This is a genomic window from Pseudomonas rosaeacicularis (assembly GCF_057128745.1).
Window position 1 is genome coordinate 25,919 of sequence record NZ_JBSKHT010000028.1, and the last position, 22,866, is coordinate 48,784.

Here is a 22,866-nt window from a genome sequence, read left to right on the forward strand (position 1 = left end):
CTGACGAGCGCGCGAGGCTGCGATGCAATATGTCTGACACACCGTAATCGCAGCCTTGGGCAGCTCCTACATTGACCGTGTGCACATCGAAAGAACGATGTGAAGCGTTTGAGCCACAAAAAAGCCCCGGCTTCTCACGAAACCGGGGCTTTTTGTTTTTCGCGTGTCAGCTAACGATCAACGCCGGCGGAACAACGGTAAAGGCTCATCGGTCGCAGCCTGATACGTCACCGAGAAGTCCTTCAAGCCTTCCAGCGCTTCGTACGGGTCTTTGTCGGCGCGAATCGCGAAGGCATCAAAGCCACAGCGGTGCAGATAGAACAACTGGTCGCGCAACACGTCGCCGATGGCCCGCAATTCGCCCTTGAAGCCGTAGCGATCACGCAGCAGTCGAGCGTTGGAGTAGCTGCGGCCATCGGTGAACGCCGGGAAGTTCAGGGCAATGACCTGGAACTGGTTGGCGTCTTCACCGATTTCTTCGGCTTCTTCATCGGCGTCCAGCCACACACCCAGGCCGCCGTCGCGGGCTTTGAGCGCGTGAGCATGTTCGCGCCATAACGCCAACGGCACGATCAGGTCGTCGCAGTTTGAGAGGCCGTCGAGGGTCGTGTCCTTGGGCAGCAGGTGCCAGGACTCGTCGATGACTGCGTTGTTCTTAATGATTCGCTGCATAGACGCGCTCCTTGAAAGGGTCGATGCCGATACGCTGGAAAGTGTCGATAAAGCGCTCGTCTTCGGTACGTTTTTCAACGTAGACGTCGATCAGCTTCTCGATCACATCCGGCATGACATCCTGCGCGAACGACGGGCCGAGAATCTTGCCCAGGCTTGCGTCACGGCTGGCACTGCCACCCAGCGACACCTGATAGAACTCTTCGCCTTTCTTGTCCACGCCCAGAATGCCGATATGGCCGACGTGGTGGTGACCGCACGCGTTCATGCAGCCGGAGATGTTCAGGTCCAGCTCGCCGATGTCGAACAGGTAATCCAGGTCGTCGAAACGGCGCTGGATGGATTCGGCAATCGGGATCGACTTGGCGTTGGCGAGCGAGCAGAAATCGCCGCCAGGGCAGCAGATGATGTCGGTCAGCAGGCCAATGTTCGGCGTCGCGAAACCTTGCTCGCGCAATTCACCCCACATGGTGAACAACTGGCTCTGCTCGACGTCCGCCAGAATGATGTTCTGCTCGTGGGAGGTGCGCAGCTGGCCGAAGCTGTAGCGATCGGCCAGGTCGGCGATGCCGTCCAATTGTTTGTCGGTCGCATCGCCTGGCGCAACGCCGGTCGGTTTCAACGACAGGGTGACTGCCGCGTAACCCGGCTTCTTATGGGCCAGGACGTTACGCGACCGCCAGCGGGCGAAACCGGGCTGCTCTTTATCGAGCTTGGCCAGTTCGGCGCTGTAATCGCTCAACGCCTTGTAGTCAGGATCGACGAAGTGCTTGGCAACGCGCTCGACTTCCGCTTCGGTCAGCGTGGTCTGACCGCCGCGCAGGTGCGCCATCTCGGCTTCGACTTTTTCGGCGAACACTTCAGGCGTGAGCGCTTTGACAAGGATCTTGATCCGCGCCTTGTACTTGTTGTCACGACGGCCGTAGCGGTTATAAACCCGCAGGATGGCGTCCAGATAGCTCAGCAAATCCTTCCATGGCAGGAACTCATTGATGAACGCGCCGACCACCGGGGTACGGCCAAGACCGCCACCCACCAGCACGCGGAAACCCAGCTCGCCCGATGCATTGAACACCGGCTCAAGGCCGATATCGTGCACTTCGATGGCCGCACGGTCAGTGCTGGAGCCATTGATGGCGATTTTGAATTTGCGCGGCAGGTAAGCAAATTCCGGATGGAAGGTCGTCCATTGACGGACGATTTCACACCACGGACGCGGATCGATCACCTCGTCAGCCGCTACACCGGCAAACTGATCGGTAGTGACGTTGCGCAGGCAGTTGCCGCTGGTCTGGATCGCGTGCATTTGCACGGTGGCCAGTTCAGCGAGAATGTCGGGGATATCTTCAACCGCAGGCCAGTTGAACTGCACGTTCTGGCGGGTGCTGACGTGCGCGTAGCCCTTGTCGTAGTCACGGGCGATCTTCGCCAGCATCCGTGTCTGACGCGAGGTTAATTGGCCGTAGGGGACTGCGACGCGCAGCATCGGCGCGAAGCGTTGGATATAAAGGCCGTTTTGCAGGCGAAGCGGGCGGAATTCTTCTTCGCTCAGCTCCCCGGCCAGGTAGCGGCGGGTCTGATCTCGGAACTGCTTGACGCGGTCCTCGACGATCCGCTGGTCGTACTCGTCGTATACGTACATGGTGGTCCTGTTCTCAGGCGGTTCACTGCTTGGGCGGGCTGAAACGCGATGCGTTGGCACCCGCTGTTTCAGACCGCTTAACAAATCTGCGCGCACGGCCGCGCACTCCCAACGGAGCCGGTGGAAGATACCCGTTTTTAGTTATGCGCAAAAGTAGAGTTTGAATATATGCAAAGAACCAAAAGTGCTAAGCGCTGATGCCAGCCGTCTTAACCACACTTGTGATATGGAGAAGCCTCGACTTTACTCAGGACGGGGCCAACGTCAACCGTGTAGGTCGCTTTCATCTGCAATCACCAATAAGAACCGACAAGAGGCGATGCAATGAGGAATCATCCTAAAACTGCCAAATCCGACAGCCATGTCGATGCCTGGGCCATCTTCTTCATCATCGTGCTGGTGGTGGGGACCGCAGTGTTTTGGGTCAGCCACCAATAAATGCCCTAAACCTGAACCTGGGATGCAAGTTATCGAGCACTTCGCCGATACCTTCTAATGGGAAGGCCGGATCGGCGACGTTCATATTTTAAGGTGATCAAGCTCGATGCGCGTAAGCCAACTGTTGGCCTGTTGCCTGCTCCTGGCGGGAAATGTGTGGGTGAGTTGTTCCTGGGGGGCCTCGGTGGTGTTTCTTAATCCCGGCGCTGCGCCTGATCCGTATTGGTCGAGCTACTCGCGCTTCATGCAGGCGGCTGCCGACAGACTGGGCATGAACCTGCACATCTACTACACCAACCGCGACACCCGACTCTTGCTGGGTTATGCCCGCGATGCGCTGCAGGGCGTTGACCGTCCGGACTATTTGGTGTTTTCCAACGAACTCAATGTCGCGCCCGAAGTTCTGCGGCTGTCGGTGGGTAGCGGCGTTAAATTGATGGCCGTCAACAACACCCTCACCGCCAACCAGTTAGCAATTCTTGGAGACCTGAATAAGGGTTATCCCGACTTTCTAGGTAGCCTGGTCGGCAATGACGAGGAGGGCGGTTACCTGTTAGCCAGCCGGCTGATCGAGCTACACCCGGCATCAGCGTCAGGGGAGCCAGTGGAAATGCTGGCCTTTTCCGGCACCAACGGCACACCGGTTTCCCTGCTGCGGGAAAAGGGCATGCTCAGAGCGCTGGCCGAGCATCCGAACGTGCGTCTGCGTCAGGTTGTGCTGGGCGGCTGGCGGCGCGATCGGGCCGAGGAGCAGGCGCTGATGCTGCTCAAGCGTTATCCCAAAGTGACACTGGTGTGGGCCGCGAACGACCTGATGGCGTTCGGCGCGATGGATGCGGCAAGAGCGTTTGGCAAGCAACCGGGCAAGGACGTGCTGTTTGGTGCGATCAACGATTCAACCGCAGCGCTGCAAGCCCAACTGGAAGAGCGCCTGAACGTCGTGGTCGGCGGCCATTTCACCCTCGGCGGATGGGCGTTGGTGCTGCTGCACGACTACGACGAGGCAGACCCGCTTACGCGTCGGCGTATCGGTGACATACGCGTACGGTCGCTGCAACTCAAGGAGCGGCGCGATGTGATGAACTACATGAGCGCCAATCTGCGTGATGATTACGGGATCGATGTTCGGCAATACCTGCAAGGTCATAGTCCCGAGGGCAGCGAATCGCCGTTTTTGCCTGCCAATGCCACACACTGACCGTGCTGGCTGCTGTCAGGTGGCGAAGTGAATCACCAACTGCACAATGGCGAACAACCCCAGCGCAAACACCACCGTGAACAGCAATCCCATGAACACAAAGTGCGATGGCTTGCCGTGGGTGAAATCCCGCGTTCGGTTCTTGCCGCTCTGAACGCCGAACGCCGCCGCCATGACGCTGTGCAGCATCTGCCAGAAGGTCGGGGGTTTTCCGTCGGGTTGGTCGTCGGGATTGGGTGGAGATTGCATGCGTCCTCCCAGGATTGTGTGGTCTCTGGAGGATAGTCGGGCTAACCCGGCAGGCGCGGACTTGTTCGCGATCTGGCGCTAGATTTTGCTTCTGGGCGGAGCCCGTAGGAGCCTTGCTTGCAGGCGATCTGCCGCGCAGCAGCAGCAAAACCTGCGCGCGCGGTGTGCCTGACACACCGCGTCAATCGCTCGCCAACAAGTTGGCTCCTACAGGATCGTCGGCATGCCGCGGATCATGAAGACCTGTCCCAGCGCTTACTCGTCATACCCAAGATTGGGCGCCAGCCAGCGTTCGGTCACACGCATTTCTTGCTGTTTGCGGGCGTTGTAGCTTTCCACCTGGTCCTTGTCGACCTTGCCCACCGCAAAGTACTGCGCCTGTGGATGGGCGAAGTACCAGCCGCTGACGGCTGCCGCCGGGAACATCGCGTAGTGCTCGGTGAGGAACACTCCGCTGACGCCGGGTTTGCCGTCGCCTTGGGTCGGATCCAGCAGATCAAACAGCTGCGCCTTCTCGGTATGATCCGGGCAGGCCGGGTAACCGGGGGCAGGGCGGATGCCCAAGTATTTCTCTTTGATCAGGTCGTCGTTGTCCAGCGTCTCGTCCTGGGCGTAGCCCCAATACTCTTTACGCACTTGCTGGTGCAGCCATTCCGCACAAGCTTCCGCCAAGCGATCAGCCAGTGCCTTGACCATGATCGCGTTGTAATCATCGCCGGCGTCCTGATACGCCTTGGACACCTCTTCAGCGCCGATCCCGGCCGTGGTGATGAAACCGCCGATGTAATCAGTCACGCCGCTTTCTTTAGGCGCAACGAAGTCCGCCAGCGAGAAGTTTGGCTTGCCGTCGGTCTTGATGATCTGCTGGCGCAAATGGTGCAGCTTCGTCAGCGGCTGGCCGTCGTCGCCGTAGACTTCGAGGTCGTCGTTATCCACCTGATTGGTCGGCCAGAAACCAAACACCGCACGGGCGCGAATCAGCTTCTCGTCGATCAGCTTGCGCAGCAGTTCCTGGGCATCATGGAACAACGCGGTGGCCGCTTCACCCACCACTTCATCAGTCAGAATGCGCGGGTATTTACCGGCCAGGTCCCAGGAAATAAAGAACGGCGTCCAGTCGATGTACTCGGCCAGCACGTTCAGGTCGATGTCTTCCAGCACCTTGGCGCCCGTGAACGTCGGCTTGACCGGCGTGTAGCTGGCCCAATCGAACTGCGGCTTCTTGGCAATCGCCGCGCCGTAGCTCAAGCGCTCGGTGCGTGCGCTGCGGGCCGAGGTGCGTTCGCGCACTTCGACGTATTCCAGACGGGTCTTTTCGATGAACGCAGGCTTCAATTCCTTGGACAGCAACTGCGTCGCCACACCCACGGCACGGGAGGCGTCGGTGACGTAAATCACCGCGTCGTTGCTGTACTTGGGCTCGATCTTCACCGCCGTGTGCGCTTTGGAAGTGGTGGCGCCACCGATCATCAGCGGCAGATGGAAATCCTGACGCTGCATCTCGCGCGCAACATGCACCATTTCGTCCAGCGAAGGAGTGATCAGGCCAGACAGCCCGATGATGTCGCACTTCTGCTCTTTGGCGACCTGCAGGATCTTCTCCGCCGGTACCATCACGCCCAGGTCGACGATGTCGTAGCCGTTACAGCCCAGCACCACGCCGACGATGTTCTTGCCGATGTCGTGTACGTCGCCCTTGACCGTGGCCATGAGGATCTTGCCCTTGGCCTCCGGTTTGTCGCCTTTCTCTTCTTCGATGAACGGGATCAAGTGCGCGACCGCCTGCTTCATCACTCGGGCGGATTTCACCACCTGCGGCAGGAACATTTTCCCCGAGCCGAACAGGTCGCCGACGATGTTCATGCCCGACATCAGCGGGCCTTCGATGACTTCGATCGGGCGCTTGAACGTCAGTCGCGACTCTTCAGTGTCCTCGACGATGTGCGTAGTGATGCCCTTGACCAACGCGTGCTCGAGGCGCTTGTTGACCTCCCAGCCGCGCCATTCTTCGGTTTCCGCTTCCTTGACGCTGCCGTCGCCCTTGTACTTGTCGGCGATGGCCAGCAGCGCTTCGGTGCCTTCGGGCGTGCGATTGAGGACCACGTCTTCCACGGCGTCGCGCAGCTCGGCCGGGATCTGGTCGTAGATCTCCAGCTGCCCGGCGTTGACGATGCCCATGCTCAGGCCGTTGCGTATCGCGTACAGCAGGAACACCGAGTGAATCGCCTCGCGCACCGGGTTGTTGCCGCGGAACGAGAACGACACGTTAGACACACCGCCGGACGTCAGCGCGTGGGGCAGGTGATCGCGGATATAGGCGCAGGCATTGATGAAATCGACCGCGTAGTTGTTGTGCTCTTCGATGCCGGTGGCGATGGCGAAGATGTTCGGGTCAAAGATGATGTCTTCCGGCGGGAAGCCCACCTCATTGACCAGAATGTCGTAAGAGCGCTTGCAGATCTCTTTCTTACGCGCCTCGGTGTCGGCCTGGCCCTGTTCGTCGAACGCCATCACCACCACCGCCGCGCCATAGCGTTTGCACAGCTTGGCGTGATGGATGAACTGCTCGACGCCTTCTTTCATGCTGATCGAGTTGACGATGCCCTTGCCCTGGATGCACTTGAGGCCGGCTTCGATCACTTCCCATTTCGAGGAGTCGATCATGATCGGCACGCGGGAGATGTCCGGCTCGCCAGCAATCAGGTTGAGGAAGGTCACCATGGCCTTCTTCGAATCCAGCATGCCCTCGTCCATGTTGATGTCGATCACCTGAGCGCCGGCTTCAACCTGCTGCAAAGCGACTTCCAGGGCTTCGGTGTAATTGTCTTCACGGATCAGGCGGGCGAAGCGGGCGGAGCCGGTGATGTTGGTGCGCTCGCCGACGTTGATGAACAGCGAGCTGCGATCAATGGTGAACGGCTCCAGCCCCGACAGGCGACACGCCTTAGGGATGTCCGGAATCACTCGCGGCGTATAGCCTTTTACCGCATTGGCGATGGCCTTGATGTGCGCAGGCGTGGTGCCGCAGCAACCGCCGACGATATTGAGGAAGCCGCTTTGGGCGAATTCCTCAATCACGGCGGCGGTCTGGTTCGGCGCCTCGTCGTACTCACCGAACTCATTGGGCAGACCGGCGTTGGGGTGCGCCGAAATGTGGGTGCTGGCCTTGTTCGACAGCTCTTCCAGATAAGGGCGCAATTCGCTGGCGCCCAGCGCACAGTTCAGGCCGACGGAAATCGGCTTGGCATGGCTCACGGAGTTCCAGAACGCTTCGGTAGTCTGGCCGGAAAGCGTGCGGCCAGAGGCGTCGGTGATGGTGCCGGAAATCATGATCGGCAGCTCGAAGCCCACCTCGTCGAACACACCCTGTACCGCGAAGATCGCCGCTTTGGCGTTCAGTGTGTCGAAAATTGTTTCGATCAGGATCAGGTCCGCGCCGCCTTCGATCAGGCCTTTGGTGGCTTCGGTGTAGTTCTCGACCAGCTCATCGAAAGTGACGTTGCGGTAGCCGGGGTTGTTGACGTCCGGCGACAGCGAGCACGTGCGGCTGGTCGGGCCGAGCACGCCAGCGACAAAGCGTGGCTTGTCCGGGGTCTCGAGGGTTTTGGCGTCGGCCACTTTACGGGCCAGGCGGGCGCCTTCGACGTTCAGTTCATACACCAGCGCTTCCATGCCGTAGTCGGCCTGCGACACCTGAGTGGCGTTGAAGGTGTTGGTCTCGAGAATGTCGGCGCCAGCGTCCAGGTATTCCTTCTCGATGGCGCCAATGACGTCCGGGCGCGTCAGGATCAGCAGGTCGTTGTTGCCCTTGATATCGCTCGGCCAGTCGGCAAAACGTTTGCCACGGTAGTCTTCTTCTTCCAGCCGATAGCTCTGGATCATGGTGCCCATGCCGCCGTCGAGGATCAGGATCCGCTCTTTGAGAGCTTGCTGGAGTGCTTGAAGACGCGCGCTACGATCTGACATAGGTCTACCCGGATGAAGAAAAGCTGGAAATAAGCGGTAACGAGAAGCGCGAAATGATAGCAAACCTGCGCCGATTTAAACCGCTCGAGGATTTACATGAATTCTGCTCATGTTGATAGCCGCTTGCCGCAGTTAGAATTACCCCGTTTTTCATTTCAGGACGCACGTTCCATGTTGCATCGCTTGCTCGTCGTACTCATGGTTCTCGCGTTCAGTGTCCCGGCGCTGGCGCTGCCGCCAGAAACCCATTCTGCTATTTCCTACAGCCGGGACATTCAACCGATCTTCACCGAGAAGTGCGTCGCCTGCCACGCCTGTAACGACGCAGCCTGCCAGCTCAACCTGGGCAGCGCTGAAGGTGCGGTGCGCGGAGCATCCAAAGTCCCGGTTTACAACGGTGATCGCGGCGAGGCCATTGCGCCGACGCGGATTTTCTACGACGCCGAGGGCCCAGACGCCTGGCGCCGCAAAGGCTTTTATTCAGTACTCGATGGCCAGAGCAATCAGGCGGCATTGATGGCGCGCATGCTGGAGCTGGGCCACAGCACGCCGCTGGTGCCCAACGCCAAACTCCCCGACGACATTGTGCTGGGCCTGAACCGGGAAAACATGTGCCCGATGCCCGCCGAGTTCGACGGCTATAAACACACTCACCCCAAAGAGGGCATGCCGCTGGCCGTCACCGGGCTGACCGATGCGCAGTACCAGACCTTGCAGCAGTGGCTGACCGCTGGCGCGCCGGTTGACCAGATGCCCGTTCAGCCAAGCACCGGCGAAGCGGCGCAAATCGCTCAGTGGGAGGGGCTGCTCAACCGTCCCGGCTCCACCGAAGCCCTGGTCGGGCGCTGGCTTTATGAGCATTTGTTCCTGGCGCATATTTATTTCGAGGGCGGCGAGCCGGGGCATTTCTTTCAGTGGGTGCGATCACGCACGCCGAGCGGTCAGCCGGTCGATCTGATCGCCACCCGCCGCCCCGACGATGATCCGGGTTCGGCGCTCTACTACCGATTGATGCCGGTGCAAGGCGTGATCGTGCACAAGACCCACATCACCTATCCCATGGGCCCGAAAAAACTCGCGCGGGTCATACAGCTGTTTTACAGCGGCAACTGGCATGCTGATTCTTTGCCGGGATATGGACCGCAACGTCGCGCCAACCCGTTCGATACGTTCAAGGAAATCCCGGCGGTCGCGCGTTATCAATTCATGCTCGATAACGCCGAGTTCTTCGTGCGCACCTTCATTCGCGGCCCGGTGTGTCGCGGGCAGATTGCCACGGACGTGATTCGCGACCACTTCTGGGCGTTGTTTCAGGAACCGGCTCACGACCGCTACATCACCGATGCCGCCTATCGCGCCAAGGCCACGCCGCTGTTGGCCATGCCAGGGCAGGATGATGATGTCGGCAGCGTACTGACGCTGTGGCACGACTACCGCGACAAGCGCAATGAGTATGAAGAACTGCGCAGTGACACCTACGCAGACATGCCACCGCCGGGTTGGGCAACGCTGTGGGCGGGCAATGACAATGCGCTGCTGACCATTTTCCGTCACTTCGACAGCGCCTCGGTCAACAAGGGCCTGATAGGCGATTTGCCAAATTCGGTGTGGCTGTTCGATTTCCCGCTGATCGAGCGCACCTATTACCAGTTGGCGGTCAACTTTGACGTCTATGGCAACGTGTCCCATCAAGTGCAGACCCGGTTGTATTTCGACCTGATCCGCAACGGTGCAGAGATGAATTTCCTGCGTCTGATGCCGGCCGACAAGCGCGATGAGATTCTTGGCGACTGGTACCAGAACGGCGGCAAAGTGAAGATGTGGCTGGATTACCAAAGCATCGACGACGACACGCCAACCGGGATCAAACTGGACGAGAAAGACCCCAAGCGCGACTTCGAGCGCAAGCTGCTGGAGCGGGTGGGGACGCTCAACGTGGCGCCCGATCCGATCAATCGTTGCAGCGGAGCCTACTGTTCGCGTCAGGGCATTGGCCCGGTATTCAGCGACGTCGAGCAAAGCCTGAGTCGCTTGACGTCGCGTCCGGCAGCCGGCTTGAAAGTGATCGACTACTTGCCTGAGGCGACCATGCTGCGGATACAGGACGGCAGCGGCAAACGCATCGTCTACAGCCTGCTGCGCAACCGGGCCCACAGTAATGTCGCGTTCCTGATGGGGGAAGACTATCGCTATCAACCGGGGCTGGACACGCTGACGATCTATCCGGGGGTGCTCAGCAGCTATCCCAACTTCATGTTCAACGTGCCAGCTAATGAAGTGACGGCGTTTGTCGACGCGATGGAACAGGCACGTCACAAAGAGGCGTTCGAGAAGATTGTCGAGCGTTGGGGCGTGCGGCGCAGCCACCCGTTGTTCTGGACCTACTTCCATGACCTGGACCGCTACATTCAGGAGACCGAGCCGCAGGAAGCGGGGGTGCTGGACATGAATCGGTATGAGAACCTTTGATTGCCGCTGTCATCGGCGATTGCGGCGGATTTGTGGGAGCAGACCTGTCCGCGAAGACTATGTTTCTGAGGCTGAAGATGTACAGGAATGCCACGGCCTCTTCGCGGACAGGTCCGCTCCCACGGGTTGTGCTCGGTCAAATAATTGCGTGCTTCTGTGGTTCATTCATCACCCCGCGTACGCTGCGCATGGGCCGAAATCCCTTGTAAAACATGGCCTGCCGCCATTAGACACCCCGTCAGACCGCGCGAACCTTTTCAAACTTATGGCAGTCGGAAGCTGCGAGTCGTCCTGAAATTTGCCTCATTTCGAGGGTCTTGGGTCGTGGTTTCCAGCGTAGGCAACAAGAGGTTAGCGATGTTGATTTCGGTTCAAGCCCTGCGGGCACTCGCCGCGTGGGCCGTTGTGTGTCATCACTTCATGCAGATTTTCTTCGACTTCCACCCAAGCGGTCCGCTGGGTGAGTTTTTCACGTCCAAGGGCGCCGTCGGCGTCGACATCTTCTTCGTCATCAGCGGTCTGGTCATCTATCTGTCTACCCTGGACAAAGACATGCCCGTCGGCCACTTCATGCTCAACCGCATTATTCGCATCGTTCCCGCTTATTGGCTGTATACCGTAGTAATGGGCCTGCTGGTGCTGGTCGCAAGCCCATTACTGCCGCATCAGGTGGTCGATTGGCAGAGCTTCATGCTTTCGCTGTTATTCATCCCTTCGGAAAATCCGGGCGGCTACGGGCTGTACCCGACGCTAAACGTGGGCTGGACCCTGAACTACGAAATGCTGTTCTACGTGCTGTTCTCGATGGTCTTTCTGTTCCAGCAGCGCCATCGGCCGTTGATCATCGCCGCCGCGCTGTTTGCTGTGAGCGATGTGCTCGGACGCTCCGGGCTCATCAGCCGCTTTTACGCCAACGACATCGTTTATGAGTTCCTGCTGGGTATCGGCATCGGCATGGTCTACCGCCGTGGCTGGATCAGTCAGCGTCTGTGGATACCGGTGCTGGCCATCGCGGGTGCGTTGTTCACCATCAACGAGCTGGAGCCGAGCACTCGCATCATCAACTGGGGGCTGCCGAGCGCAGTGATCGTGGTGGCGTGCATATCGCTGGAACCGTATTTCCGGGGAAACCGTTTCCTGAAAACCATGGGCGATTGCTCGTACTCCGTGTACTTGCTGCACGTGTTGGTGTTGTACGGCGGGTGGTTGCTGACCGAGCGGTATGGCTTCAATCCTTACGCGGTTTTTGCCGTGTGTGTGCCGGTGATTGCCCTAGGCGCCTGGGCCAGTTACGAGGTTATTGAGAAGGGTTTGTATCGCCGCATGAAAGGCTGGCTGGATAATCGACGATTGGCGAAGGAAGCTGCGTATTCCTGATTCGCTTCTGTCGGACTCTTTACCTGAGTGCAATGCTAGGACTTTGTCAGTTGCCTGGGATTGGCGTAAACTCCGGCCACGTCTGCGAGGAATTTTCATGACCGCTATTACTATTACTGATGCCGCCCACGATTATCTGGCTGACCTGCTGGAAAAGCAGAACACCCCGGGCATCGGCATCCGCGTGTTTATTACCCAGCCTGGCACCCAATACGCTGAAACCTGCATTGCTTACTGCAAGCCGGGCGAAGAGAAATCCGAAGACAAGGCCATCGGTCTGAAAAGCTTCACTGCCTGGATCGACTCCTTCAGTGAAGCGTTTCTGGATGACGCCGTTGTCGATTACGCCACCGACCGTATGGGCGGTCAGCTGACCATCAAGGCGCCAAACGCCAAAGTACCCATGGTCAACGCCGAAAGCCCGATCAACGAACGCATCAACTACTACCTGCAAACCGAGATCAACCCAGGGCTTGCCAGCCATGGGGGTCAGGTCAGCCTGATCGATGTGGTTGAAGAAGACGACGCCAACATTGCCGTGCTGCAATTTGGTGGCGGTTGTCAGGGTTGCGGTCAGGCCGACGTGACACTCAAGGAAGGCATCGAGCGCACGTTGCTCGAACGCATCCCCGAGCTGACCGCGGTACGTGATGTAACCGACCACACGCAAAAAGAAAACGCCTACTACTGACGTGGTCAGCGTTTCAGCAAAAAGCCCCGACTGGTTCGGGGCTTTTTTGTGGGGAAATACCCCACTGTAGGAGCCAACTTGTTGGCGAGCGCTTGATGTGGTGTGTCAGGTACGACGCCTCGTGAACAAGTTCGCTCCTACAGTCATCACCGGGCCGTTCAGGGCCTGAAGAGATGCGCATGCCCGGCGCGGTACAGCGATGATTCACTGAACACTTCATTGCCCAGTACTCGCCCGACCAGAATCAGCGCCGTACGCCGAAAACCCTTCTCCTGCACCTTCGCCTCAATGTCCGCCAGCGTTCCCGTCACCCAATCCTGATCCGGCCAACTGGCGCGGTGAACCACCGCAATCGGGCAATCGGCGCCGTAGTACGGGGTCAGTTCTGCAATGATCTTGCCCAGATTGTTCACGCCCAAATGAATGGCCATCGTTGCCTTGTGCTGCGCCAGATCACCGAGCGCCTCGCCTTTGGGCATCGAAGTTTTGTCGGCGTAGCGCGTCAGAATCACGCTTTGCGAGATGTCGGGCAGCGTCAGTTCAGTACCAAGCAATGCGGCGCATGCAGCAGTCGCCGTCACGCCGGGGATGATTTCGCAGGGGATATTCAGCTCGCGAAGACAACGAATCTGTTCGCCAATGGCGCCATACAAACTCGGGTCGCCAGAGTGAACCCTGGCCACATCCTGGCCCTGTTCATGAGCGGATTTCATCAAGGCGATGATCTGCTCCAGGTGTAATTCGGCGCTGTTGGTGACGTGAACCGCCTGATGACCCTCAAGCACGGCCTCGGGCACCAGGGAGCCGGCGTAAATGATGACCGGGCAAGTGCGGATCAGGCGTTGGCCCTTTACGGTGATCAGCTCCGGATCGCCGGGGCCTGCGCCGATGAAAAAAACGGTCATTGGAACTCCAAAGCGTATGTGTTCTGTAGGAGCCAACTTGTTGGCGAGGGCGATCGTTGCGTTTCGACCGGGATAACGCTTCGCCAACAAGTTGGCTCCTACAGAGGGTTTGCACCCGCCAATGCGAAGGTGGCGTGGTTGTTCTTGTGGCGTGTGATGAGCAAACGCGGTGGGGCGGTCGATAGCTGCGCGGCCAACGCCAACGCCGCACTTTCCGCTACGCCGTAACATCCCGTTGCGTCAAACGCGGGCTGCGAGCGATGGCTCAGCTGTCCCTCGAACGCGCTCAAGTCCTCGGCACTGAAAAACACCAGCGACACGCCCAACCGTGCACTCAGTTCCAGCAATCCCGATTCCGCCGACTTGAGGTCAATGGAGGCGAGGGCGGTTATATCGCTGAGAGCAAAGCCTTGAAGCGCAAGGCTTTCGTCGATCAATGCCGTCAGCGACTCAACTGAGCAACCTCGCCGGCAGCCAAGGCCGACCACCAGGATCGGCCGAGTGCCCGAGTGGCTCATGCCGCGTGCGGCAGCCCTGACGTATGCAGCTCAGGATTGTTGCGGCGGAACAACCAGGCGCTAATCACGCCCATCGCAATCCAGAACACCGCATTGGTCAGCAGCGAGGCGATTTTGAACTGTGCTTCAAGTGCTTCTGGCGCCAGGCTGGCGTGTACTTCCGGCTGCGGGGCACCAATTACATGTGGGACGACCAGAATTGCGACAGCCAGGACTTTCAAAGCCCAGTGACGACCGAACACCAGCAACGCCAGCGCAACGGCGGTGGATGCAGCAGTGCCGATCCACCAGAACTGACGCTGAGTGAGGTCAGCGGCAGCAGTGCCTGGCAACTCAGGCGGCAGGCCAAGGGTCGGCGCCAATACAAACACGGCAAAACCGGCCAGCCCCCAGAGTGCGCCCTGAGCAGTGCTGCCTGGTGCCCGCAACGTATACAGCGCAGCAAGCATCAACGCGAAACCAACCGCCACCACCAGATTGCCTCCAGTTGTAGACAGCACACGCTGCCAGCCGTCTTCCGGCTCCCATGCCTCGGCGTCATGCTCGTGGGCCACCATGGCGCCGGTGGCATGCTCGTGGGACTCGGAGTGTGTGGCGGGCGCTTTCTCGTAAGTTTCGGCCTGCAGAATCAACGGCGCGACCCAGAAGCTTTGCAGCAAGGTCAGCAGCAGGGCGGCGAGCAGCCCGGTGAACCCGGCCGTTTGCGCGATACGCTTGAACATGGCGTCAGGTCTCAATGGCAAGGGAAGGCGGAGCTGTGACGGGTGTCGTGCGCAGCGTTGTGTACCGCATCGATGTGCGAGAAGCCGGCAAAGTAAACCAGGCAAGCGCCGAGGATCATCGCGCTGACTGCCGCAGTCAGGCGTTGGGTCTGCGTAGCGGTGGTGCTGGAGGTGCTGGATGGGCTGGTAGTGGTGATCGACATGGCGCTTCCCTCTGAAATGTCAGCGAGCAGGAAAGCGCAATGAAACCCGCTGACAGGTGTCAGCAGAGACTCAACAGCGCCCGCCCACCGCGGGTTTGTTATGTGTCAGTTGCGGGCCGGTCTCCGGGCTTGCGAGGGGCAGGGCGCGCAATGCGTCCCGCCATCAAGAATCGCCTTCCCATATCGCACGCCTTGCAGCCATGACAGACACAGTGGATCTGACTCTTCACTCGCTTACCGTTGCGGGGGCAGCGCCGGACTTGCATCGCCTTCACGACGACACGCACCGGTTTCCCGTTTCACCCTGTGAAGGGCACCCGTAACAAGGCGTGTAGGAGAGCATGGCGAGTTGGCTTCGTCAATCTGCACCCGGTCCCCGAACCGCTTCTGCCGAAGGCGACACCCGCTGGTTGCCATGTGCCGCGTATTTGCAGATTTGCTTCTGCCGGAGGCGTAACCCGCCGATTGCCATGTGCCGCGTATTTGCAGATTTGCTTCTGCCGAAGGCGTAGGAGCCTTGCTTGCAGGCGATCTGGCGCGCAGCGGCAGTAAAAACCTGTGCTTGGGGGCCTCCTGACACTCCGTCGGCGCAAAGTTTCATGACTGCTGCGCAGCCAATCGCGGACAAGCCACGCTCTTATCGCCTGCGGCCAGAATCTAAGGCGTTTGACCTCCCCTCCGATATCGAACATCGATACCGCTGCCCGTTAATAACGACCTAAATACATCGAAAACGACGAATCAAAAGCTGCGCCATTGCGCAATCACCAATATCGTTTATACCTACATCTATATCGATCATCGATACGGGTGAATCTTGAAAGCATCATCAGATGTATTCAGCTGTCTTTGGCAGGAGCGTTCCGAGGTCCAGGCATTTAGCTCAACGCTGCCTTCCAGGGCACGTTGTGTAGTGATTGGCGCCGGGTATACGGGACTGTCCACCGCCCTGGCTTTGACCTCGCATGCTGCCCATGACGGTGAGGTGGTCGTCATCGACGCGATGAACATCGGTGAGGGCGCGTCCGGCCGCAATGGCGGTCAGGTGATTCCCGGTCTCAAGCTCAACCCTGACGAGTTGGTTCAGCGTTTTGGCGAGGCGCGTGGCGAACCATTGGTGGACCTGGTGGGTAGCGCCGCTGACTATGTTTTTCGTCTGATTGAGCGCCTGGGCATCGACTGTGGTGCGCGTCAGGACGGCTGGATTCAGGCTGCGCACAACGAGTCCGCGTTGCTTGCGTTGCAGGCCCGCGCTCGTCAGTGGCAAAGCCGCAGCGGCGCTGTGCGGATGCTCGACAAAAGCGACACTGCCAAGCGACTCGGCACCTCGATTTACCACGGAGGACTGCTTGACAAGCGCGCCGGCCAATTACAGCCCTATCAATACATTCACGGTCTGGCCGCCGTCGCCCGCCAGCGCGGCGTGAAGATTTTTGAACGCTGCGCTGCGTTGCAACTAAAACGGGCTGAAGGCGGCTGGACGGTCACCACTGCAAACGGCGACATTCAAGCCGATCAGGTGGTCATCGCCACCAACGCCTATTCCTCGCCGCTGTTGCCAGCGCTGCCTCATACCTACGTCACGCTGTGGAGTTTGCAGGCGGCAACGGCGCCACTGCCTTCAGCACTACGGGACTTGGTCCTACCCGGTGGATTGCCGGTATCTGACACCTACCGGGTATTGCGCTACTTCCGCAAAACCCAGGACGGCCGTTTTGTGCTCGGCACCCGAGGCCCGTTCCGCGACGCGTTAAACCTCAATGACCTGGCGCGGGTTCGTCGGGAAATGCTCGATATCTACCCGATGCTTGAGCAAACGCCGCTGACCCATTGCTGGTGCGGTCGAGTTGCGGTGCCGTCTGCCGGAATCCCGATCCTCAGCCAGCCGGAACCGGGCTTGACCGTAGCCTTGGGTTATTACGGTCGGGGGGTGGCGATGGCCACGCGGATGGGCGCATTGGTCGCCGATCTGGTCCAAGGCCTGCCCGCCGCCGAAAGCGTTTATCCGGTGACGCCTTTCAAGGCCATGCCCGCGGCGCCCCTGCATCGCAATGTCGCACGGCTCGCGGCCAACGTCATGCGTATGCAGGACTTGATCGAGCGAAGGGCCAGGGGGGCAAAACGATGACTCAAACCCGCATCGACGCCTCAGCACCCGCCGCTGCCCCGTTTATCGTCACACCGCGTCGCTCCCGTGCTCGCCTGTTCGATGCGCTGTTGAATCTGCCGGGCGGTTTGATCACCTGCACGCTGATTCTGTTTGCCCTGGGTTTGCTGCTGTACATGAGCGTGCGGGTCAACGATGGGCAGATCGTCGGGCCGGCCTTCACGCTGGACAATCTGTCTTCGGCGCTCACCGATCCGCTGACCCGGATGGTGTTGCTGCGCTCAATTGTCCTCTCGGCGATTGTTACGATCTCGACAGTCGCGCTGGCATTTCCGGTGGCGTATTTCCTGGCATTCCGGGCTGGGCGCTGGCGTCATCTGCTGCTGTTTCTGGTGACGCTGCCGTTCTGGACCAGTTACCTGTTGCGGGTGTTCGCATGGAAAATCGTGCTCGCCTACAACGGCGTGCTCAATTCGGCGCTGATGCAGCTGGGTATCACCGACGCGCCGCTGACCGGCCTGCTCAATACGCCGGCCACCGTAGTGGTGACCTTGGCCCATGCCTACGCCGCATTCGCCGTGCTGCCGCTGTACATCTGCCTGCAGGGCCTGCCGAAGAATCTGTTCGAAGCCGCCGCCGACCTCGGCGCGAAGCCGTATCAGGGGTTTCTGCGGGTGGTGCTGCCGCTGTCAGTGCCGGGGATCTTGTCGGCGGCGCTAGTGGTGTTCGTCCCGACCGTGGGCGATTACGTGACCCCCGCTCTGGTCGGCGGCCCTGACAGCTCGATGATCGGCACGTTGATTCAGGCGCAGTTCGGCAAGGCCAACGACTGGCCTGCCGGTGCGGCACTGGCGGTGATCAGCATGGTCGCGATTGCCATCGTCGTAGTCGCTGTGCGCTGGATCATCACTCGCTGGAGCACTCGCACATGACCCGCTACCTGAACCGGCATTGGTTGATGGCCTATGTGGCGGCGTACCTGGTGTTTTTGTATCTGCCGACGCTGTTGATTCCGGTGTTCTCGTTCAACGATTCCATTGCCCCGGTGTTTCCGCTCAAGGGCTTCACCATGCAGTGGTACCAAAGCCTGCTGGACGACCCGCGACTGCGCAACGCAGCGCTCAACAGCGTGATGGTGGCGAGCATTGCCGCAGCCATCGCAACCGCGGCGGGGTGTCTGATTGCTTATGCCGATCTGCGCCGCAGCACACCGCTGGCACGAAGTATTTCGCTGTTGGCGCGTTTGCCGATCCTGTTGCCCGGCGTTGTGTTGGGCATCGCTTTGCTGGTCGGCATTAACCTGATCGGTCCGGGTCCGTCACTGGGTTCGATCATGGTGGGCCATGTGTGTTTTTGCCTGCCGACCACTGTGGTGGTGATGCGCAGCCGTTTCGCGGCGTTCCCCCGCAGTCTGGAAGACGCCGCGATGGATCTGGGCGCGGACGAATGGACCACGTTTCGTCGCGTGGCGTTGCCGCTGGCACTGCCGGGGCTGATTTCGGCGTTCATGCTCGCGTTCATTACCTCGTTCGACGAGTTCATCGTGGCGTTCTTTCTCGTCGGCACCGAACCGACCCTGCCCATTTACATCTGGAGTCAACTGCGCTTTCCCAAGCAACTGCCGAGCGTCATGGCGCTCGGTACGGTGATCCTCGTGGTCTCCGTGATTCTCGCTGCGCTGGCCGAGCATTTTCGGCGTCGTGGCACGCGTTCCTCTGCCAATTCCATTACGAAATAGCTCGGAGGTCTCATGAAAATCCGCATGACCGATACACGTTCCTGGGCGCTGGGGTTGAGCGCGTTTGCGCTGGGCTTCACGTTGTTACAGCAGGGCGCGCAGGCCGCTGACAGTGGCAAGCTGACGTATTTCACCTGGTCCGGTTACGAGTTGCCGCAGTTCCATGACGACTTCGAAAAAGCCCATCCGGGGCAGGTCGATATCTCGGTGTTTGGCGACGATGACGATGCGCTGTCCAAAGCCCGTGCGGGTTTTCATCCTGATCTGGCGCACCCTTGCTATGACAAGCTGGAACGCTGGAAACAGGCGGGGCTGATTCAGCCGCTCGACCCAAAACGCCTGAAGAATTGGGATCAAGTGTTCCCGGTTCTACAGAAACTGCCGGGCATTGTCGATGCCGACGGCAAGGTCTGGATGGTGCCGTGGGACTGGGGCAATACTTCGATTCTGTACCGCACCGATCTGGTGAAAAATCCGGAAGCCAGCTGGAAAATGTTCTTTGATCCCGCTTCGCCTTACGCCGGGAAGATGGCGACCATCGATGCGGTCCACGACACGCCTCTTGTGGCGGCATTGCTGGCGGGGGTAGATCCGTTCAAGAAAATGGATCAGGCGCAGCTGGACAAAGTCGGCGCGATGTTGCGTCAGCAGCGGCCGCTGATGTCGTCATACACCACTGACATGACCTCGGTGGAACAGAGCCTGGCCAGCGGCGAACTGGTGGCGGCCATGGCCTGGAACGCATCGGCCACAGCCCTGAAAAAGCAGAACGTGCCGGTCGCGTTCATGAAGCCCAAAGAGGGCATGTTGACCTGGGTGTGCGGCATGGTCCTGCTCAAGGACGCCAAGCATGTGGACCTGGCGTATGACTTCATCAATGCGCGCCTGAACCCGGATTCCGGTGCCAGCCTGATCAATGAATACGGCTACGGCAGCGCCAGTGAGGCTGCGTTCAAGAAGGTCCCGCCAGCCAAGCTCGAAGAGCTGTCACTGCCCAACGACCCGGAAACCATGCTGCGCGACACCGTGCTGACCAAACCGATTCCGAGCAACGACGAACTGGCCAAGCTGTTTGAGCGGGTGAAGGCGGGTGGGTGATTGAAGTGACCGCAGCTGTATGAACTGCCGAGCAACGCGAGGCTGCGAAGCGTCTGTCTGACACACCGCGATCGCAGCCTTCGGCAGCTCCTACATTTATTCGCGTTGTATGCAAGAGGATTCGCGTGTGACAAACCCCAACGTGGTCAGCCTCAAAGGCATCAGCAAGCGTTACACCGAGAGCATTCTCAGCGTCGACAACATCGACCTGGACATCGCCAGCGGAGAATTCATCAGCCTCTTGGGACCGTCAGGTTGCGGCAAGACCACTACCTTGCGCCTGATCGCCGGTTTCGAGGCGCCGACGGCGGGACAGATTTTCATCGACGGCCAGGACCTCACCGCCGCGCCGCCGTATGGGCGTCCGGTGAACACGGTGTTTCAGGACTACGCACTGTTCCCGCACCTCAACGTCAGTGACAACGTCGGCTTCGGCTTGAGCCTGGCGGGCGTGGGGTCGGGCGAAGCTCGCACCCGGATTCGCGAAATGCTCGAACTGGTGGGACTGGCGGACAAGGCCCGCGCCCGCGTCCAGGATTTGTCCGGCGGCCAGCAGCAGCGGATTGCCATGGCCCGCGCGCTGGTGTGCCGTCCGCGCGTGCTTTTGCTCGATGAACCGCTTTCAGCCCTCGATGCGCATCTGCGCCAGCACATGCAGGTCGAACTCAAGCGCCTGCAAGCGCAATTGGGCACCACCTTTGTGATGGTCACCCACGATCAGACCGAAGCCCTGTCCATTTCCGACCGCATCGCCGTCATGCGCAATGGCCGGATCGAGCAAGTAGCAGGGCCCGCCGAACTCTACGACCAGCCCGCTACCCCATTTGTTGCCGGCTTCATCGGCGCGAGCAATCTGCTGCCGGGTGAAGTGATCAGCCGTGACAACAGCTTGTTCAGCGTCAAAGTGGGGGCGATGCACATGATAGCCCGCAGCGACAGACCCTTACGCATCGGCGAACAGGTGACGGTGTCTGTACGCCCCGAAGACCTGCGTGTCCAAACTACCGTCGACCCCGGGATGGCGGCGTTTACCACCCAGGCCACTGTGCTGCAGACGTTGTTTCATGGGCGCTCCTTGCGCATTCAGGTCAGCGTGCCTGGCGTTGACGGCCTGACGCTTGACTTGCCACGGGATGGGAACGCCCAACATCACGCCGCGCTCAAGCCAGGCGACGAGCTTTATTTCAGCGTCGCCCCCGGTGTGGCGCGGGCATTTGCCGCTACGTCGCCTTCATCGCTGAGCGCTCAATGAAATCATCTATCAGGATCTCGCCATGACCAGCCTTTACCAGACACTGGCCCAACGCAGCGCCGCCGATTGGCAGCAGCGCTTGAGCACTTTCGAGTACCGCATCAGCAACTTCATCGACGGCGAGCCGTGTCAGGCGCTCAGCGGCGAAACGTTCGAGGTGGTCAATCCGGCCACTGGCAAGGTCCACGCCAGCGCGCCACGTAGCGCCGCCGCGGACATCGATGTCGCCGTCAAGTCTGCGCGCCGGGCCTTTAAGTCCGGCAGTTGGTCACGCCTGGCACCCAGAGATCGCATGGCCGTGCTGTATCGCTTCGCCGCGCTGATCGACGAAAACGCCGAAGCGTTCGCCCTGCTTGACGTGCTGGACATGGGCAAGCCGATCACCGACATGCTGGAAGTGGACGTACCGTATTCGGCGCTGTCTTTTCAGTTCTTCGCCGAAACCATCGACAAGCTGGAAGGCGCCGTCACCAGCACGACGCCTGAGGCCTTGCCCTACATTCTGCGTCAGCCGCTGGGCGTGGTCGGCCTGATCGTGCCGTGGAACTACCCGTTGCTGATGGCGGCGTGGAAACTTGCGCCCGCGTTGTCCATGGGCAATTCGGTGGTGCTCAAGCCCGCCGAACAATCGCCCTCGAGCGCAGTGCTGCTGGCGCAGTTGTTCATTCAGGCGGGTGGTCCGCCTGGAGTGTTTAACGTGGTGCAGGGCTTTGGCGCGGAAGCGGGGGCCGCGCTGGCGCTGCACATGAATGTCGACAAGATCGGATTTACTGGTTCGGTTGAGGTGGGCAAAAAGATGTTCATCTACGCCGGCCAGTCCAACATGAAGCGGGTAACCACCGAATGCGGCGGCAAGAGCCCGCAGATCATTCTGGCGGACGTCGCTGATCTCGATCGCGCCGTGAGTTACGCCGTGAACGGCATTTATGCCAATCAGGGTGAGGTGTGCAACGCAGGCTCCCGGTTGCTGGTGCAGGACAGTATTTACGACGCGTTCATCGAGCGATTCACTGAGGTCGCCCTTGGCCGATATCTGCCTGGCGATCCGCTCGATCCGGCGACACGGATGGGGTCGATGGTGTCGCTCCAACAGCAAAAGCGTGTGTTGGGCTACATCGACAAGGCCAATGCCGAAGGTGGGCGTCTGGTCTTTGGCGGCGGTATTCCCAAAGGTCTGGAGCATGGCGCCTATGTCAGCCCGACGCTGTACGCCGATGTCAGCCCGCAGATGACCCTGGCCCGAGAAGAGGTGTTCGGCCCGGTGGCGGCAGCGATTCGCGTGACGGGGCTCGATCATGCGCTGGAGATTGCCAATGACTCGATCTACGGGCTGGCGGCCTCCGTCTGGACTCAGAATATCGACAAGGCGCTGACCTTCGCTCGTGATGTGGAAGCTGGAATCGTCTGGGTCAACTGCTTTGATCACGGTGATATGACCCAGCCGTGGGGTGGGTTCAAACAGTCGGGCAATGGCCGTGATCGTTGTCTGGAAGCGCTGACGCAATACTCGCAAACTAAATCGGTGTGGGTGCACCTGGGCGGTTGACGCCTGCCATGTGTCGGGTACAGTCGCGCCGTGTTGATCCTGCGTTGTGCCCGCATTGCGGCGATTCCGACATCA

The 22,866-nt window shown here is 59.8% G+C and carries 18 protein-coding genes and 1 riboswitch; of the genes, 10 read left to right on the forward strand and 8 right to left on the reverse strand.

From position 1 onward, the window contains the following. Positions 1-177: 177 nt before the first annotated feature. Positions 178-672: a DUF934 domain-containing protein gene (locus ACWKWM_RS27425; protein WP_483849111.1), complete on the reverse strand. Its 495-nt coding sequence runs from the start codon at positions 670-672 to the stop codon at positions 178-180. Continuing rightward, complete coding sequence (locus ACWKWM_RS27430) at positions 656-2,314, reverse strand: nitrite/sulfite reductase (RefSeq protein ID WP_483849112.1); 1,659 nt, start codon at positions 2,312-2,314, stop codon at positions 656-658. The genes ACWKWM_RS27425 and ACWKWM_RS27430 overlap by 17 nt, the downstream gene beginning before the upstream one ends. Positions 2,315-2,858: 544 nt before the next feature. Between ACWKWM_RS27430 and ACWKWM_RS27435 the strand changes: the two genes are divergently transcribed. Beyond that, a complete protein-coding gene (locus ACWKWM_RS27435; RefSeq protein ID WP_483849113.1) occupies positions 2,859-3,950 on the forward strand; it encodes an ABC transporter substrate-binding protein in 1,092 nt (363 codons plus the stop codon). 15 nt (positions 3,951-3,965) lie between these two features. Here the strand turns inward: ACWKWM_RS27435 and ACWKWM_RS27440 are convergent, their stop codons facing one another. Further along, the gene (locus tag ACWKWM_RS27440) at positions 3,966-4,199 is read right to left on the reverse strand and encodes a DUF2970 domain-containing protein (protein ID WP_483849114.1); all 234 of its coding nucleotides are present in this window, start codon (positions 4,197-4,199) and stop codon (positions 3,966-3,968) included. A gap of 255 nt (positions 4,200-4,454) precedes the next feature. Beyond that, positions 4,455-8,165, reverse strand: coding sequence for a methionine synthase (metH, locus tag ACWKWM_RS27445; protein WP_483849115.1), 3,711 nt, complete (start codon positions 8,163-8,165; stop codon positions 4,455-4,457). Between the two features lie 198 nt (positions 8,166-8,363). On the opposite strand from metH, the gene ACWKWM_RS27450 reads away from it, so the two are divergent. The 3 genes from ACWKWM_RS27450 to nfuA all read left to right on the forward strand — a co-directional run bounded on the left by ACWKWM_RS27450 (position 8,364) and on the right by nfuA (position 12,702). Further along, the gene (locus ACWKWM_RS27450; RefSeq protein ID WP_483849130.1) at positions 8,364-10,634 is read left to right on the forward strand and encodes a fatty acid cis/trans isomerase; all 2,271 of its coding nucleotides are present in this window, start codon (positions 8,364-8,366) and stop codon (positions 10,632-10,634) included. Between the two features lie 357 nt (positions 10,635-10,991). Beyond that, a complete protein-coding gene (locus ACWKWM_RS27455; RefSeq protein WP_483849116.1) occupies positions 10,992-12,011 on the forward strand; it encodes an acyltransferase family protein in 1,020 nt (339 codons plus the stop codon). A gap of 97 nt (positions 12,012-12,108) precedes the next feature. Further along, on the forward strand, positions 12,109-12,702 hold the full coding sequence (gene nfuA, locus ACWKWM_RS27460) for a Fe-S biogenesis protein NfuA (RefSeq protein WP_483835946.1): 594 nt from the start codon (positions 12,109-12,111) through the stop codon (positions 12,700-12,702). Between the two features lie 158 nt (positions 12,703-12,860). On the opposite strand, the gene cobM is transcribed toward nfuA, so the two are convergent. The 4 genes from cobM to ACWKWM_RS27480 form a co-directional block, all read right to left on the reverse strand. Beyond that, positions 12,861-13,607: a precorrin-4 C(11)-methyltransferase gene (cobM, locus tag ACWKWM_RS27465; RefSeq protein WP_483849117.1), complete on the reverse strand. Its 747-nt coding sequence runs from the start codon at positions 13,605-13,607 to the stop codon at positions 12,861-12,863. A 98-nt stretch (positions 13,608-13,705) separates the two neighbouring features. Then, on the reverse strand, positions 13,706-14,125 hold the full coding sequence (locus ACWKWM_RS27470) for a cobalamin biosynthesis protein (protein ID WP_483849118.1): 420 nt from the start codon (positions 14,123-14,125) through the stop codon (positions 13,706-13,708). Next, the gene (locus ACWKWM_RS27475) at positions 14,122-14,847 is read right to left on the reverse strand and encodes a CbtA family protein (protein ID WP_483849119.1); all 726 of its coding nucleotides are present in this window, start codon (positions 14,845-14,847) and stop codon (positions 14,122-14,124) included. Before ACWKWM_RS27475 ends, ACWKWM_RS27470 begins: the two co-directional genes overlap by 4 nt. An 11-nt stretch (positions 14,848-14,858) precedes the next feature. Further along, positions 14,859-15,050, reverse strand: a complete 192-nt coding sequence (locus tag ACWKWM_RS27480) for a CbtB domain-containing protein (RefSeq protein WP_483849120.1) — start codon at positions 15,048-15,050, stop codon at positions 14,859-14,861. A gap of 97 nt (positions 15,051-15,147) precedes the next feature. After that, a riboswitch (cobalamin riboswitch) is annotated at positions 15,148-15,386 on the reverse strand. Between the two features lie 577 nt (positions 15,387-15,963). Between ACWKWM_RS27480 and ACWKWM_RS27485 the strand changes: the two genes are divergently transcribed. The 6 genes from ACWKWM_RS27485 to ACWKWM_RS27510 all read left to right on the forward strand — a co-directional run bounded on the left by ACWKWM_RS27485 (position 15,964) and on the right by ACWKWM_RS27510 (position 22,791). Further along, a complete protein-coding gene (locus ACWKWM_RS27485; RefSeq protein ID WP_483849121.1) occupies positions 15,964-17,178 on the forward strand; it encodes an NAD(P)/FAD-dependent oxidoreductase in 1,215 nt (404 codons plus the stop codon). Next, positions 17,175-18,089: an ABC transporter permease gene (locus ACWKWM_RS27490; RefSeq protein ID WP_483849122.1), complete on the forward strand. Its 915-nt coding sequence runs from the start codon at positions 17,175-17,177 to the stop codon at positions 18,087-18,089. The genes ACWKWM_RS27485 and ACWKWM_RS27490 overlap by 4 nt, the downstream gene beginning before the upstream one ends. Next, positions 18,086-18,895: an ABC transporter permease gene (locus ACWKWM_RS27495; protein ID WP_483849123.1), complete on the forward strand. Its 810-nt coding sequence runs from the start codon at positions 18,086-18,088 to the stop codon at positions 18,893-18,895. Before ACWKWM_RS27490 ends, ACWKWM_RS27495 begins: the two co-directional genes overlap by 4 nt. A 24-nt stretch (positions 18,896-18,919) precedes the next feature. After that, complete coding sequence (locus ACWKWM_RS27500) at positions 18,920-19,993, forward strand: ABC transporter substrate-binding protein (RefSeq protein WP_483849124.1); 1,074 nt, start codon at positions 18,920-18,922, stop codon at positions 19,991-19,993. A 127-nt stretch (positions 19,994-20,120) separates the two neighbouring features. Continuing rightward, a complete protein-coding gene (locus ACWKWM_RS27505; RefSeq protein ID WP_483849125.1) occupies positions 20,121-21,245 on the forward strand; it encodes an ABC transporter ATP-binding protein in 1,125 nt (374 codons plus the stop codon). 43 nt (positions 21,246-21,288) lie between these two features. Beyond that, positions 21,289-22,791 (forward strand): aldehyde dehydrogenase family protein, encoded by a 1,503-nt coding sequence (locus tag ACWKWM_RS27510; protein WP_483849131.1) that lies wholly within the window; start codon positions 21,289-21,291, stop codon positions 22,789-22,791. Positions 22,792-22,866 lie beyond the last annotated feature (75 nt).